The organism is Mesorhizobium sp. P2_D5, assembly GCF_056404355.1.
On record NZ_JBFUEE010000006.1, the window covers coordinates 214,743 to 228,890 of the forward strand.

The 14,148-nt window shown below is 64.1% G+C and carries 11 protein-coding genes; 8 read left to right on the forward strand and 3 right to left on the reverse strand.

All coding sequences use genetic code 11. From position 1 onward, the window contains the following. Positions 1-105 precede the first annotated feature (105 nt). The 6 genes from AC1DYW_RS25045 (at position 106) to AC1DYW_RS25070 (ending at position 6,007) form a co-directional block, all read left to right on the forward strand. Entirely contained in the window at positions 106-1,347 is a 1,242-nt protein-coding gene (locus tag AC1DYW_RS25045; RefSeq protein WP_477227973.1) for an acyl-CoA dehydrogenase family protein, read from the forward strand. Positions 1,348-1,401: 54 nt separating this feature from the next. After that, positions 1,402-2,439 carry a zinc-binding dehydrogenase gene (locus AC1DYW_RS25050; protein WP_457150370.1) on the forward strand — a complete coding sequence of 346 codons (1,038 nt, stop codon included), beginning with the start codon at positions 1,402-1,404 and terminating at the stop codon, positions 2,437-2,439. 206 nt (positions 2,440-2,645) lie between these two features. Next, positions 2,646-3,809, forward strand: a complete 1,164-nt coding sequence (locus AC1DYW_RS25055) for a glycosyltransferase 87 family protein (protein ID WP_457150369.1) — start codon at positions 2,646-2,648, stop codon at positions 3,807-3,809. After that, complete coding sequence (locus AC1DYW_RS25060; protein WP_457150368.1) at positions 3,802-4,791, forward strand: glycosyltransferase family 2 protein; 990 nt, start codon at positions 3,802-3,804, stop codon at positions 4,789-4,791. The genes AC1DYW_RS25055 and AC1DYW_RS25060 overlap by 8 nt, the downstream gene beginning before the upstream one ends. Beyond that, positions 4,788-5,600 carry a ChbG/HpnK family deacetylase gene (locus AC1DYW_RS25065; RefSeq protein ID WP_457150367.1) on the forward strand — a complete coding sequence of 271 codons (813 nt, stop codon included), beginning with the start codon at positions 4,788-4,790 and terminating at the stop codon, positions 5,598-5,600. The genes AC1DYW_RS25060 and AC1DYW_RS25065 overlap by 4 nt, the downstream gene beginning before the upstream one ends. After that, positions 5,597-6,007, forward strand: coding sequence for a GtrA family protein (locus tag AC1DYW_RS25070; protein WP_095084614.1), 411 nt, complete (start codon positions 5,597-5,599; stop codon positions 6,005-6,007). The genes AC1DYW_RS25065 and AC1DYW_RS25070 overlap by 4 nt, the downstream gene beginning before the upstream one ends. Positions 6,008-6,058: 51 nt before the next feature. Here the strand turns inward: AC1DYW_RS25070 and AC1DYW_RS25075 are convergent, their stop codons facing one another. The 3 genes from AC1DYW_RS25075 to AC1DYW_RS25085 form a co-directional block, all read right to left on the reverse strand. Further along, entirely contained in the window at positions 6,059-9,190 is a 3,132-nt protein-coding gene (locus AC1DYW_RS25075; protein WP_477227974.1) for an efflux RND transporter permease subunit, read from the reverse strand. Beyond that, the gene (locus AC1DYW_RS25080; RefSeq protein ID WP_477227975.1) at positions 9,187-10,350 is read right to left on the reverse strand and encodes an efflux RND transporter periplasmic adaptor subunit; all 1,164 of its coding nucleotides are present in this window, start codon (positions 10,348-10,350) and stop codon (positions 9,187-9,189) included. The genes AC1DYW_RS25075 and AC1DYW_RS25080 overlap by 4 nt, the downstream gene beginning before the upstream one ends. Positions 10,351-10,610: 260 nt before the next feature. Further along, complete coding sequence (locus tag AC1DYW_RS25085; protein WP_457150364.1) at positions 10,611-11,438, reverse strand: MurR/RpiR family transcriptional regulator; 828 nt, start codon at positions 11,436-11,438, stop codon at positions 10,611-10,613. A gap of 237 nt (positions 11,439-11,675) precedes the next feature. Between AC1DYW_RS25085 and AC1DYW_RS25090 the strand changes: the two genes are divergently transcribed. After that, on the forward strand, positions 11,676-12,494 hold the full coding sequence (locus tag AC1DYW_RS25090) for an N-formylglutamate amidohydrolase (RefSeq protein WP_477227976.1): 819 nt from the start codon (positions 11,676-11,678) through the stop codon (positions 12,492-12,494). A gap of 20 nt (positions 12,495-12,514) precedes the next feature. Next, a complete protein-coding gene (locus AC1DYW_RS25095; protein WP_184876729.1) occupies positions 12,515-14,071 on the forward strand; it encodes an amino acid permease in 1,557 nt (518 codons plus the stop codon). Positions 14,072-14,148 lie beyond the last annotated feature (77 nt).

Below are 14,148 nucleotides of genomic sequence, written 5' to 3' on the forward strand. Positions count from 1 at the left end.
TGCGGGCCTCGGTGTGCAGGCAAAACAGTTCGCGTTGACAAGGCTATCCGAAGTACGGTCATCCTTGCCACGTGTAAAATGCCTGGCCTGCATGAAGGGTTAGCGATGACGGAGATGAATCTCGGCATGACCGAGCGGTTGAAGCCGATCCACGCGCGCGTCGCGGCCATGGTGCGCGACGAGATCATGCCGCTCGACAAGGAATTCCTCGGCGAAGTGGGCAAGCAAGGCGACCGCTGGGTCCATAGCGCGCGCCAGAGTGAAATCCTCGAAGGGCTGAAGAAGACCGCACGGGAGCGCGGCCTGTGGAACTTCTGGCTGACCGGCTCGGAGCGCGGCTACGGCCTGTCCACCGTCGAATACGCCTATCTTGCCGAGGAGATGGGCAAGGCGCATCTCGGCGCCGAGACCTTCAACTGCTCGGCGCCCGACACCGGCAACATGGAGGTGCTGGAACGGTATGGATCGGCCGACCACAAGAAGGCGTGGCTCGAGCCGCTGCTAGACGGCAAGATCCGCTCGGCCTACCTGATGACCGAGCCGGATGTCGCCTCGTCCGACGCCACCAACATTGCGATGCGCTGTGAGCGCCAGGGCGGCGACTATGTGCTCAACGGCGAGAAATGGTGGGCTTCCGGCGCCGGCGATCCGCGCTGCGCCATCTACATCGTCATGGTTAGGACCGGTGCCGACGAAGAGCCGAAACACAGGCGGCATTCCATGATCCTGGTGCCTTCCGACGCAAAGGGCGTGACCAAGGTCCGGGCCATGCAGGTCTATGGCGACGATGATGCGCCGCACGGCCACATGCATCTTCGCTTCGACAATGTGCGTGTGCCCGCATCGAACCTGATCCTCGGCGAGGGCAGGGGTTTCGAGATCGCGCAGGGCCGGCTCGGCCCCGGCCGCATCCATCACTGCATGCGCGCCATCGGCCAGGCCGAGATGGCGCTGGAGCTGCTGTGCCAGCGTTCCGTGCGCCGCGAGGCCTTCGGCCAGCCCTTGGCAAAACTCGGCGCCAATTTCGACATCATCGCCGAATGCCGCATGGAGATCGAGATGGCGCGGCTGCTCTGCCTGAAGGCGGCATGGATGATCGACCAGGGCGATGCGCGCGCCGCAGCACCCTGGATCAGCCAGATCAAGGTGATTGCGCCGCGCGTCGCGCTCAAGGTCACCGACGAGGCGGTGCAGATGTTCGGCGCGCAAGGCATCAGCCAGGACACGCCGCTGGCGCGCTCATGGGCGCATCTGCGGACATTGCGCCTTGCCGATGGGCCTGACGCCGTGCATCGCCGCCAGGTGGCGCGGACGGAACTGAAGAAATACACGCAAGAAAAGGTTTGAGCGCCGGCATTCGTCACCCGGCGACGCCGGCAGGTCCGAGCAAGGAGTGTTCCGATGACCGTCCCCTCCGAAATGAAGGCGCTGCTGCTTGTCGGCGACGGCTACACCAGGACGCCTTCCGGCAGTGCGCTGGAAGCGATGGAGCCCTATCTCGAGCCGGGCAGCATCGCGGTGCCGATGCCGGGGCCAACGCAGGTGCTGATCAAGGTCAGCCTCGCCTCGATCAATCCGTCCGATGTCATGTTCATCAAGGGCCAGTACGGCCAGCCGCGCGCCAAGGGCCAGCCGGCCGGCTTCGAGGGTGTCGGCACCGTCGTCGCCGGTGGCGATGAGCCCTATCCCAAGAGCCTCGTCGGCAAGCGCGTCGCTTTCGCCACAGGCGTCAGCAACTGGGGCTCATGGGCCGAATATGCCGTTGCGGAAGCGGTGGTCTGCATCCCCCTGCTCGACACCGTTCGCGACGAGGATGGAGCGGCGATGATTGTCAACCCGCTCACCGCGCTCGCCATGTACGACATCGTCACAGAAGAGGGCGAAAAGGCCTTCGTCATGACCGCCGGCGCCAGCCAACTCTGCAAGCTGATCATCGGCCTGGCCAGGGAAGCGGGTTTTCGACCCATCGTCACGGTGCGCCGCGACGATCAGATCGCGGCTCTGAAGGAGCGTGGCGCGGCGTACGTCCTCAACGAAAAGGCGCCGGATTTCAAGACGGCGCTACGCGAGGTGATGAAGGCCGAACAGCCGCGCATCTTCCTCGACGCGGTCACCGGGCCGCTTGCCTCTGCCATTTTCGACGTCATGCCGAAGCGCTCGCGTTGGATCATCTATGGGCGGCTCGATCCCGAAGCCACGATCATCCGTGAACCCGGCCAACTGATCTTCCAGCACAAGCACATAGAGGGTTTCTGGCTGAGCGAGTGGATGCGCCAGTTTCGCGACCGCCGCGGCCCGGCGATCCTGGAAGCGCAGAAACGGTTCTCCGATGGGCGCTGGTCGACCGATGTGACGGCGGTGGTGCCGCTCGCCGAGGCAATGGCGCGGGTGCCGGCGGAACTGGCCAAGCCCAACGGCAAGGTGTTCATCCGGCCTTAGCATGAAGGTGCCCGAAGCTCGAACACGAAGCCTCCAGACGCTCTCGACGCCAAAAAAGGCGATGTCCGGCTGCCGCCGGTGCCGTCGGGGCACCATCCACTCTTTCAGCCCTCTATGCCGCGCCGCTTTGTCCGTGATATGCCGCCGCCATCGAATGCCTGACGGCGCGGGCAAGGGCCTGTTTCGGGGTGGTGTGGAGTGACTTGATGACGATTGCCAACCCGGTTTTCGACCGTTTGGGACTTAGCATGTGGATCGGAGCGTTCCTGATCGTTCTTGTCATGGTCCTGTGGTCGCCGGACACGCATTCGGTGCTGGGGGCCTACAGATTTGGCAGCGAGGAATTTCTGGCCGGCCGGCCGCTCTACAATCTTGGCTCCCAGATGGGGTATCTCTACGCGCCGGCTTTTGCCGCGCTCTATGTTCCGCTGCTGAAGCTGGGCCCCCATCTGGGCGGCCTGGTGTGGCATGCCCTCGGCTTCGCGGTGCTGACCTTTGCCGCAATGCGGCAGGTTCGCAAGCTCGGCGGTCAGCAACTGACCTGGCTGCTTTCATTCGGTCTCTTCCTCGCTCTGCCGTTGGCGCTCGGCGCGATCCGCAACGGACAATCGACAATACTGCTGACCGGCGCCTGCTGGCTCCTTACGCTTTCGGCGCTTGAAGGTCGGCGCGCCGAGACCTTCTTCTGGGCTTCGCTGGCCGTCATCGCCAAGCCGACCGCTATCATCATGCTGCTGTTGGCAGGAGGGCTGCGCCCCCGGCTGATCCCGGTGCTGGTGCTGGCGGTGCTGGTCGTGCTCGCCATACCTTATGCTTTCGCGCCAGCCAGTTATCTGAACGGCCAGTATCTTGATTTCGCCCGCATGCTGACCTCGATGGCGGTCGACAAGACCAGCCGCTTTGTTGCCTCCGATTTCACCGCGCCTTTTGCGGCGGCGGGGATGCCCATCGCGGAATCCGGCGCCACGGCGGTGCGCTTCGTGGCCGGCCTGTTGACGCTCTCGACCGTGCTCTGGTTCGATCGCAAGCTCGAACGGGGGACGGCCGGGCTGGCGATCTTCCTGACAGCCACTTTCTACATGTGCGTCTTCAATCCGCGCGTCGAGCCCAACACCTATGCGATGATCGCCGTGCCTGCCGGGCTCGCCATCGCCCTTTTGTGGCGCGAGGAACGAGGCGGAGTCCTCGCCTCGGTGCTGTCGACGGCGCTGTTCGCGACCGGGCTGACCGGCGTCGAGCAACATGTGCATGCTTTCCTCTACCCCTGGTTCAGGCCGATCGCGATTGCTTTCATCGCCTGTTCCCTGATCTGGTGGTTCTGGGCCAAGGCGGGAGAAAAGGTGGTGAATGCGGGGGTCGCAAATGGCTGAGTCGCGGCCGGTACTCGATATCGTCGCGCCGTTCCTCAACGAGGCGCCGTCGGCATTGGCCTTCGCCGAGTTGCTTGCCGCGCTGGAGGCAGCGGTGGCAGAGCGCTTCGGCATGGACGTGCACAAGATCCTGGTCGACGACGGCAGCCGCGACGATGGCGCCAAACGGTTTTCGCAGGTGCTGACGGGGTCATGGGAGATCGTCCGCCTCAGCCGCAATTTCGGCAAGGAAGTGGCCGTGCTCGCCGGCCTCGACCAGTCGCGCGGGGACATGGTGCTGATCATGGACGCCGACCTCCAGCATTCGATGGACATCAGCCTGAAGATGATCGCCGAGTTGGTGGAGCATCCCGACATCGATGTCGTCTACGCGCAGAACGACAGGCGTGAGGCCAGTTGGCGACGCAGTCAGCTGGCGCGGCTTTTCTACAGCCTGATCAACAGCAGCCAGCGTTTCGACATTCCCGAAAATGCCGGCGACTTTCGCGTCATGCGCGGTGCCGTGGCGCGTGCGCTGACCAGCCTGCGTGACAAACGACGCTTCAACAAGGGCCTGTTTGCCTGGGCCGGCTTCCGCCAGAAGGCGTTGCCCTATTCGCCGGAGAACCGCGCCAGCGGCACGTCGAAATGGAGCCGGCTCAACCTGATCGCCTTCTCGTTGGAAGGTTTCACCTCCTTTTCCGTCATTCCGCTACGCTTGATCAGCCTCAGCGGGCTGCTTGCCGCATTTGCCGGCGCGGTCTACGGCGCCAAGGTGTTCTTCGAGGTGATCTTCTACGGCATTGCCGTTCCCGGCTATCCCAGCCTGCTGGTCGCCGTCGTCCTGCTCGGCGGCCTCAACCTGACCCTTCTCGGGCTGATTGGCGAATATGTCTGGGTCACGCTCAGCGAAAGCAAGGATCGGCCGGTCTATATCGTGCGCGATGTCGTACGCAGCGACGTCGCTCCCGACAGGTTGGCACCGGGCGCTCGCGAGGCATGACGCGGCGCATCCGCCTGATCGCCGACGATTACGGCCTGGCGCCAGGCGTTTCCGCCGCGATCCTTGACCTGCTCGATCGTGGGCGCCTGACCGGTACCAGCTGCATGACCGGCTTTGCGCAATGGGCGCAGGAGGCTGAGCGCATAAAGCCCCTGTGTGGCCGTGTCGCGGTCGGGCTGCATCTTACCTTGACCGACCAGCCAGCCGTCACCGGCCGGTCGAGCCTGGCGCCGGAAGGCCGGCTGCCACCACTCCGCTCGCTGGCATTGCCTGTTCTGCGCGGCCGCATCGACGACCGCGATGTGCATGCCGAACTCGACGCCCAGTACAGCCGCTTCGTCGAAGCACTCGGGCGCCGCCCCGATTTCGTCGACGGGCATCAGCATGTGCATTTTCTTCCCGTCGTGCGCACATGGCTGCGCGCGCGTCTGCACGACGAAGCCGACAGGCCGGCGCTGCGCGGCGCGCCGGCACTGGCCGGCACGGCGCCGAAAGTCGCCGCGATCGCAGCGCTCGCCGTCGGGTTCAACCGGTCCATGCAGCATGCCGGCTTCACCGTCTTCGAACCGCTCGCCGGCATCTATGACTGGCGGCGGCCCGAAAAGTTCGCATCCGTGCTGCAGGCCGCCGTCGAGGCATTGCCGGAACGGGGGCTGTTCATGTGCCACCCCGGCCATGTCGACGAGACGTTGCGCGCGCGTGACCCGATGCAAAGCGTGCGCGAGGTCGAATTCGCGGTCCTGGCATCGGACGATTTCGGCGCCAGCCTGGCCCGCGCCGGTGTCGCAATCATGGATGGCAAGGGATGAGCGGCGCCGACCAGCCCCGGCGTTCGACCGGCAACAAGATCGTCCGCTTTGCCATCGTCGGACTTGCCAACACGGCCATCGACCTTGCCAGCTTCTACCTGCTGCTCAAGCTGCAGATGCCGCCGGTGCCCGCCAACATCGTTGCCTGGTTCATCGCCGTCAGCTTTTCGTTCGTGGCGAACGGCTTCTGGGCGTTCGAGCGCAATCAAGCCATTCGGCTGCGTGACGCCTTCCTTCGTTTCGCCTCGCTAGGGGCGCTGATTTCGCTCGGTGTCTCCAGCCTTTCGATCGCGCTGTTTGCCGCTACCGTCGGAGTTTGGCCGGCAAAGATCGGCGGCGTCGTGGTGGCGGCGGTGCTGAATTTCCTCGCCGCGCGCTGGTCGATCGAAGGCCGGTTCTTGAGATAGGCACTGCGTATTCACGGGCGGAAAACCGCGACACACTTTCTTGGGATTTCTCTATTCGGCCGGTTCAACATTGGCATAGGCGGCTTCCTCGAGCTCGCGCTTCAGCCGCGCTTCCTCATGGGTCTTCGGCGTGACGAAGCGGCCCAGCAAGAGATAGGCGACCGGCGTCAGGAACAGCGTCGAGACGGTGGCAAGGCCCAGTCCGCCGACGATGACCCAGCCGAGCGCCACGCGCGCCTCGGCACCGGCGCCGCTCGCCAGCACCAGCGGCAAGCCGCCGAGCACGGTGCAGATCATCGTCATCATCACCGGCCGCACGCGGATGACCGAGGCCTGCTCGATCGCTTCGCGCACGCCAAGCCCGCGATCGCGCAGCTGGTTGGCGAATTCGACGATCAGGATGCCGTTCTTGGCCATGACGCCGACCAGCAGCACCAGGCCGATCTGGCTGTAGGCGTTGAGGCTGGTGCCCGAGAGCAGCAGCGCGAAGATGGCGCAAGCAAGACCCAGCGGCACCGTGGCCATGATGATGACGGCGCTGACGAAGCTTTCGAACTGGGCGGCCAGCACCAGCAGGATGATGACGAGCGCGAAGCCGAAGATGGTCACCATGCCGCTGTTGGTCTCGCCCAGCGTTGCCGCCTCGGCCAGCGGCAGGATGCGGCTGCCCGCCGGTAGCAGCGGCGTGGCGATTTCCTCGGCGCGGGTCAGCGCATCGCCGAGCGCGAAATCGCCGTTGAGGTTGGAGGTGATCGCCACCGACGGCTGCTGCTGCTCGCGCGATAGTGACGGCGGCACCGCACGCTCGGTCAGCGTGGCAATGGTCGACATCGGTACGAAGCGGCCGTCTGATGTCTTCAGGAAGATGTTCTCCAGGTCGGTCGGGTCGTTGATCGGGTTGGTGGTCGAGACCAGCTTCACGCCGTAGCTACGGTCGGCGATATAGACGTCGACGACGTCGTTGCCGTCGAGCATGGCCTGCAAGGTGTTGGCCATCCCGGTGATGTCGATGCCGAGGTCGGAGGCGCGCTCGCGGTCGATGGCCACGGCCAGTTGCGGCTGCGTCGGATCGATCGACAGGCGCGGTGTCTGGAAACGCGGGTCCTTCTGCATCCCGGCGATGATCTTGACCGCCGCGTCGCCGAGCGCCTTGCGGTTATTACCGACCAGGGCGAACTGCAGCCCGTTGCCGGCACCGCGAATGCCGAGGCTGTTGGGCTGCACCGGGAAGATGCGCACGCTCGGCACTTGTTTGGTAAGCTGGCTGATCTCGGCCATGATCTCTTGCTGGCTGCGGCTGCGCTCGTTCCACGGCGCCAGCGTCATCACCATGAAGCCTGAGTTGTAGGAGCCGTTCTGGCCGGCGTTCTCGAACGTGCTGCGGATCTCGCCAGACTCGCGCATCGGCTGGATCAGCTTCTCGATCTTCTGCATCTGCTGCGTCGTGTAGTCGAGGCTGACACCTTGCGGGGCGCTGATGCGCAACAGCACGGCGGCGCGGTCCTCGGTCGGCGTCAGTTCCTGGCGGATGGTGCCGAACAGCGCGAAGGCGGTGCCGGCAAACAGCACCGCGACCAGAAGCACGATCCATGGCGCGTCGAGGCAAGCGTGCAGGGCGCGCTTGTAGGCTGAATTCAGCGCGCCGCCGATGCGAGCGCCGATGCCGTGGCCACTGTCATGGTGGAGCGAGGCGCTCGACAGCATGCGCGAGGCGAGCATCGGGCACAGCGTCAGCGCCACCACGCAGGACAAAAGCACCGACATGGCGAGCACGAAGCCGAATTCGCGGAAAAGGCCACCGGTCTGGCCGGGCAAGAACGAGATCGGCACGAAGACGGCGACCAGCGTCAGAGTCGTGGCAATGACGGCGAAGAACACTTCCTGAGCGCCGAGCACGGCGGCGGCGCGCGGGCCCATGCCTTCATTGCGTCGTCGCACGATGTTTTCGAGCACGACGATGGCGTCGTCGACGACCAGTCCCGTCGCAAGCACCAAAGCGAGCAGGGTCAGGATGTTGACCGAGAAGCCGGCCAGATAGATGGCGGCGATGGTGCCGATCATGGCAACAGGCATCGACAGTCCCGGGATCAGCGTTGCGCGCCAGTCAAGCAGAAACACATAGATGACGATCAGCACCATGGTCACGGACAGGCCGAGTGCGATCTCGACCTCGTGCACCGCGCCGTTGACGAAAACCGCGTCGTCGCTGGTGATCTTGATCGACATGCCCTTGGGCAGGTTCTCCTGCAACTTGGCGACGGCGGCCTGAACGCCGGTCGAGATGTCCAGCGTGTTCGATTCCGCTTGGCGGATGATGCCGATGCCGATGCCGGTCTTGCCGTCCGAACGCAGCGTGGTCTGGCCGACATCGGGGCCCAGCGTGACGGTGGCGACGTCGCGGATGCGCGTCGTGCCGCCGATGATGATGTTTTCGAATTCCTCGGGCGTGGTCACGTCCGCTGTCGTGCGGACGATCAGGTCCTGGTCTGTCGTGGTGATCGAACCGGCCGGGGAATCGAAAGCGACTGAGGCAAGCGCCGTCCTGAGGTCGGCGACGGTGAAGCCGAGGCTGGCGAGCTTGTTCTGGTCGACGTCGATCCGGAAAATCTTGTCGCGATAGCCATAGATCTGGACGTCGGCAACGCCGGGCACGGCGGCCAGTTCGTCCTCGATCTGGTCCTGGACCACCACCGTCATGTCCTGGATCGACATGTTGTCCGAAGTTACCGCCAGTCGCATCACCGGGTCGGAATTGGCGTCGGCCTTGACGATGCGCGGTGGATCGGCCGTGTCCGGCATCAGGTTGGCGACACGGCCGACCGCATCGCGCACGTCCGAGGCGGCGACGTTGAGGTCGACGCCGTCGTTGAACTCGATTGTGACGCGGCTCGAACCGAAGGAGGAAGACGACGAGATCGACTTGACGCCGGAGACGCGGGCGACAGCGCCTTCGATGGTGTCGGTCAGTTCACGGTCGACGGTTTCGGCCGCCGCGCCTGCGAAGGCGGTCGAGACCGTGACGACCGCGCGGTCGACGTCAGGCAGTTCGCGGATCTCGACGCCATAGAAGGCAGCCAGGCCGGCGACTGCGATCAGTGTGTTCAGCACGAAGGCCATCACCGGCCTGCGGATGAACAGGGCGGTAAAGCCGGTGTCGCTGGCGGCGTTGACAGGGCTGGTCATGAGCCTTGAGCGGCGTCCTCGGCGCGCTGCTCTTCGCCGGCGATGTGCACAGCACCGCCCTCACTGACGCTCTGGGTGCCTTCGGTCACCACCATGTCGCCGCTGTCGATCTCCGCGTCGATCAGCACGGTTTCGGTGTTGCGCTGGATGATGCGCACCGGGACCCGCCTGGCCTTGCCGTCCTCGATCTGCCAGACATAGGCGCCGTCCGAGCCCCAGAGGATCGCCAGCGGGCTGACGGCCGGATAGGTCTCGCCGGCGAACTTCATGGTGATGCCGAACGACATGCCGGCACGCAGCGAATCGGCCGGGTTGGCGATCTTGGCCTTGACCAGAAGGGTGCGGCTCTTTTCATCGATGTGGTTGTCGATGGCCGAAACGGTGCCGGTGTAGGCTTTGCTGGGATTGGCAATCGGCGTCGCCGTCAATTGCGCGCCGACCTTGACGGCGGCGGCGAAGCGTTCGGGCACGAGGAAATCGACAAGGATACTGGAGCGGTCGTCGAGCGTGGCGATCGCCGACTGGTTGGTCACATAATTGCCGGCGGCGATTGGAAGGATGCCGACGGTTCCGGCGATCGGTGCGATGATGGAGCGGCGCTGCAGGGCAAGTTCGGCATCGCGAAGTACCAGTTTGGCGATCGCCAGCACCACTTCGGCATCGGCGACGGCGACCGGTGTCGCTGCGTTGGAAGCCCGCAGCGATTTCACCCGGTCGAGCTTGTTCTGCGAGTCCTGTAAGACGAGCTTGGCACGATCCTGCGCGATCACCTCGGTCTCGGAATCGAGGGTGGCAATGATCTGTCCCTTGTCGACATGGCTGCCGGATTCGACCAGCAGTTCGGCAAGGCGGCCGGAACTGTATGGATTGACGGTCACCGAGGCATTGGCACGGCCGGTGCCGATCGCCTGAAGGCGGTCGTTGATGGTCGCCGTAGTGGCGGCCAGGGCGACCACGTTCACCCGCCGGTTGCCGCCATTGCCGCCGTTCGCCTGCTTCGTGCTGGCGGCACCGGTTTCAGCTGGGGGCGTTGCCGCATATACCCAGTCTATCCCCCAGCGTGCCAGCACCTCGGGTGCGCCCGGAAAAAAGCGCAGCCAGGCGGCTGAAGCCACGACCAGCACCACAAGCGCGAAAAGTATCTGTTTCCAGGCGGCCATCGGCACTCCGGTAGGCAAAACAATCCTTCCGTCTAAAGCGCGTCGCGTCGAAACGGATTCATGTGACGCGCTTTAGGTCTTTTGTTTATGCATGTCGCTATCTCAAAACCGGGGCCACTTTTGAGCGACATGCATTGCCGGTTTCCCGAAAGGAAGCAGACGCAGCGAGGCTATTCTAAGGCAAGAAGACGCCCCGATATCGCGCCTTTATGACAACTCGCCAGTGTCAGCGCACATTAAATCTGTGTAACGTTGACGGTCTAACGCAGACCTTCCATCTCGCGGATGCGCTTGGCGCCTTCTGCTTCCAGTTGCCTTGTGACGGCTCCGATCAGTGTTTCGGCGACGACGAAGAGGGCTGCCGAAGAGTCCCATGCCGACGGCACCGCGGTTCGTCCGGCAATGACGTGGCGGGCAAAGCGGGCGATCGGCGACAGCCACTGGTCGGTGAACAGCACGATCTGAACGCCGCGCTGGTGTGCCTTTTCGGCGAAGCGGAGGAGGCTGTCCTGGTAGCGCCTGATGTCGAAGATCACCAGCACGTCGCGCTTGCCCATGTCGATCAGCCGGTCGCGCCACATGCTTTCCTGGCCGGCGAGGTGAAAGACCTCGGGCTGGATGATGGCGAGGTGGGCGGCCATGTAACGCGCCAGCGGATCGGTGAAGCGACCGCCGATCAGGAAGGTCTTGCCGCGTCGGTCGGCAAGGCGGGCGGCGATGTCGGCAAGCTGCTTGTCGGACAGGTGCCTGAACGTCTCGCGCATATTGTCGAGCGTCGCTTCCAGCATCGGTGACGCGGTGCCGCCGCCGGGCGAGGGCGGGTTGAGCGTCCTTATCGCCGGCGATTGCAGCTGCGCCGCCAGTTCGTCCTGCAGGCTCGACTGGAATTCAGGGTAATTCTGGAAGCCGAGCCGGGCAACGAAGCGCAGGATCGTCGGCGACGAGACGCCGGCCGCGGCCGAGAATTCGGCAACCGTCTTGAGGCCGATCATCGGATAGCTGGCGATCAGGGTCTGAGCTGCGCGCCGTTCACTGGCCGGCATCGTGCCGACGCGGTCGGCGATCAGTTCGGCAATGCTGGAAATCATCTTTCCCCCGCCCCCGGAGCGGAATGGCTAAACCCATCCGGCTCCGTCTGTTTGTCTTGGCCGCATTTTTGCGACGTCAGGTGATTCCACCTGGCTGCAAAATGCTTCGGCCCTGTCCACTGTCTTTTCCGAAATCGCATTTGACAAAACCGGGTAAACTGTATGAAATCATCCATAGGGACGCAATGAGACAAAATACGTAACATACGATACAGCGCTCCCCGGGGACGGCAGACTATGGAGCAAGCACGGCCCGCCAGCCTTGCATCGTCTGATACCGTGAGGGTGACCAACCCCGGCGGATCAAGCCCTTTCGTGCTGACCTGCGATCACGCCTCGAATTTCCTGCCCGCCGAATTCGGCACGCTCGGCCTCGCCGCCGAGGACCTGTCCCGTCACATCGCCTGGGATCCAGGCGCGTTGCCTGTTGCCCGCCGCATGGCCGAGGCGCTCGACGCGACGCTGGTCGAAACCCGCATTTCGCGCCTCGTTATCGACTGCAATCGTCCGCTCGATGCGCCCGATCTGGTGCCGCCGGTTAGCGAGACCACGACGATACCCGGCAATGCCGGCCTTTCGGACAAGCAGCGCGCGGCCCGCGTCGCGCTGTCGTGGCAACCGTTTCATGCTGCCATCGAGGAGATTGTCGACGGCAGGCTGGCGCGCGGGCAGGAAACCCGCCTGGTGTCCGTGCATTCCTTCACGCCGGTCTACAAGGGCCGCAACCGGCCCTGGCATATCGGCATCATTCACGACGAGGACCGCCGGCTGGCGTCGCCTTTGATTGGCGCGCTGAAGCGGCTTGCCGGCGTCACCGTCGGCGTCAACGAGCCCTATTCGCCGGCCGACCGCGTCTATTTCACGCTGGAGCGCCACGCACGTTCGCGCGGCCTGCCGTGCGCGATGATCGAAATCCGCAACGACGAAATCGCCGGCGAGACCGGGCAGCGGAAATGGGCGGATCTGCTCACGGGCATTTTTTCGGATCTGGAGCCACAGGAGGCCGGACACACCAGATCGCATTCAGTCGGAAAGTCAGTTCAATCGGCCAGCTAAGAACCAACAGGGGACTTCCAATGGCAGCACCGGGTTATACTGAAGTTGACAAGGCGGAGGACGTAAAGGCCCTCCACAGCATGGGTTACGCCCAGGAACTGGAGCGGCGCCTCAGCCGCTTTTCGAATTTCGCCGTTTCCTTCTCGATCATCTGCATCCTTTCGGGCGGCATCAATTCGCTGGCCCAGGCAACCTCCGGCGCCGGCGGCATCGGCATCGGCATCGGCTGGCTGGTCGGCTGCTTCGTGTCTCTGACCTTCGCGGTCGCCATGTCGCAGATCAGCTCGGCCTATCCGACTGCCGGCGGCCTCTATCACTGGGGTTCGATCCTCGGCAACCGCGGCACCGGCTGGGTCACGGCCTGGCTCAACCTGCTCGGCCTGATCACCGTGCTCGGCGCCATCAATGTCGGCACCTGGACGTTCTTCGTCGGCGCCTTCGGACCGGCGCTCGGCATCGAGGGCACGCTGACCAACCAGATGATCTTCCTGGTCATCATCACCGGCGCCCAGGCACTTATCAATCATCTCGGCATCAAGCTGACAGCGAAGCTGACCGACTTCTCGGGTTATTTGATCTTCTTCGGTTCGATCCTGATCGCGGTCGTCTGCCTTCTCTCCGCCGAGACCTGGGATTTCAGCCGGCTGTTCACCTTCCACAACTACTCCGGCGATGCCGGCGCCAGCGTCTGGCCGTCGGTTTCGAATGCCTGGGTGTTCGCACTTGGCCTCTTGCTGCCGATCTATACGATCACCGGCTACGACGCTTCCGCGCACACCTCCGAGGAAACCATCAAGGCAGCCTCCTCGGTGCCCCGTGCCATGGTCATGTCGGTGATCTGGTCGGCCGTCTTCGGCTACCTGTTCCTGGCCGCCTTCGTGCTGATGATCCCGAACATGGATGACGCCGCCAAGCAGGGCTGGAACGTGTTCTTCTGGGCCTTCGACCAGCGCGTCAGCCCCGGCATCAAGGAGTTCGTGTACCTCGTCGTGTTCGTCGCGCAGCTTCTGTGCGGCCTCGCAACCGTGACCTCTGCTTCGCGTATGATCTTCGCCTTCTCGCGTGACGGCGGCCTGCCGGGTTCATCGGCACTCGCCAAGGTCAGCCCGACCTATCGCACGCCGGTGGCGGCGATCTGGACGGCGTCGATCCTGTCGGTGCTGTTCGTCTGGGGTTCGACGCTGGTGTCGGTCGCCGGCACCTCGGCCTACACCATCGTCGTGTCCTGCACCGTCATCTTCCTGTTCCTGTCCTTCACCGTGCCGATCGTGCTCGGCATGCTGGCATGGGGCACGCCGAAGTGGGACAAGATGGGTCCCTGGAACATGGGGCGTGGCGTGTTCATGCTGTTCGCGTTCCTGTCGATCGTGTCGATGATCCTGATCTTCGTCATCGGCATCCAGCCGCCGAACGATTGGGCGCTCTACATCACCGTCGGCTTCTTCATCCTGACGGCGATCGTCTGGTTCGCCTTCGAACGGAACCGCTTCCAGGGTCCGCCGCTCGGCGACATCATCGCGGCGCGCCAGGCAGCCATCAAGGCGGCGGAACAGGCCGTCGGCGAAACCGGTCACTGACATCAACCATCCTGGCCATGGCCGGCATCGTGCCGGCCATGGTTTTGTCTAACTTATTCAAAGCTCAAGCGCTGGAG

Excerpts from the sequence above, each read along its gene's own strand:
- AC1DYW_RS25050 (WP_457150370.1), top strand. The coding sequence starts at position 1,402 with ATGACCGTCCCCTCCGAAATGAAGGCGCTGCTGCTTGTCGGCGACGGC.
- AC1DYW_RS25080 (WP_477227975.1), bottom strand. The coding sequence starts at position 10,350 with ATGGCCGCCTGGAAACAGATACTTTTCGCGCTTGTGGTGCTGGTCGTG.
- AC1DYW_RS25065 (WP_457150367.1), top strand. The coding sequence starts at position 4,788 with ATGACGCGGCGCATCCGCCTGATCGCCGACGATTACGGCCTGGCGCCA.
- AC1DYW_RS25075 (WP_477227974.1), bottom strand. The coding sequence starts at position 9,190 with ATGACCAGCCCTGTCAACGCCGCCAGCGACACCGGCTTTACCGCCCTG.
- AC1DYW_RS25085 (WP_457150364.1), bottom strand. The coding sequence starts at position 11,438 with ATGATTTCCAGCATTGCCGAACTGATCGCCGACCGCGTCGGCACGATG.
- AC1DYW_RS25055 (WP_457150369.1), top strand. The coding sequence starts at position 2,646 with ATGACGATTGCCAACCCGGTTTTCGACCGTTTGGGACTTAGCATGTGG.
- AC1DYW_RS25045 (WP_477227973.1), top strand. The coding sequence starts at position 106 with ATGACGGAGATGAATCTCGGCATGACCGAGCGGTTGAAGCCGATCCAC.
- AC1DYW_RS25095 (WP_184876729.1), top strand. The coding sequence starts at position 12,515 with ATGGCAGCACCGGGTTATACTGAAGTTGACAAGGCGGAGGACGTAAAG.
- AC1DYW_RS25070 (WP_095084614.1), top strand. The coding sequence starts at position 5,597 with ATGAGCGGCGCCGACCAGCCCCGGCGTTCGACCGGCAACAAGATCGTC.
- AC1DYW_RS25060 (WP_457150368.1), top strand. The coding sequence starts at position 3,802 with ATGGCTGAGTCGCGGCCGGTACTCGATATCGTCGCGCCGTTCCTCAAC.
- AC1DYW_RS25090 (WP_477227976.1), top strand. The coding sequence starts at position 11,676 with ATGGAGCAAGCACGGCCCGCCAGCCTTGCATCGTCTGATACCGTGAGG.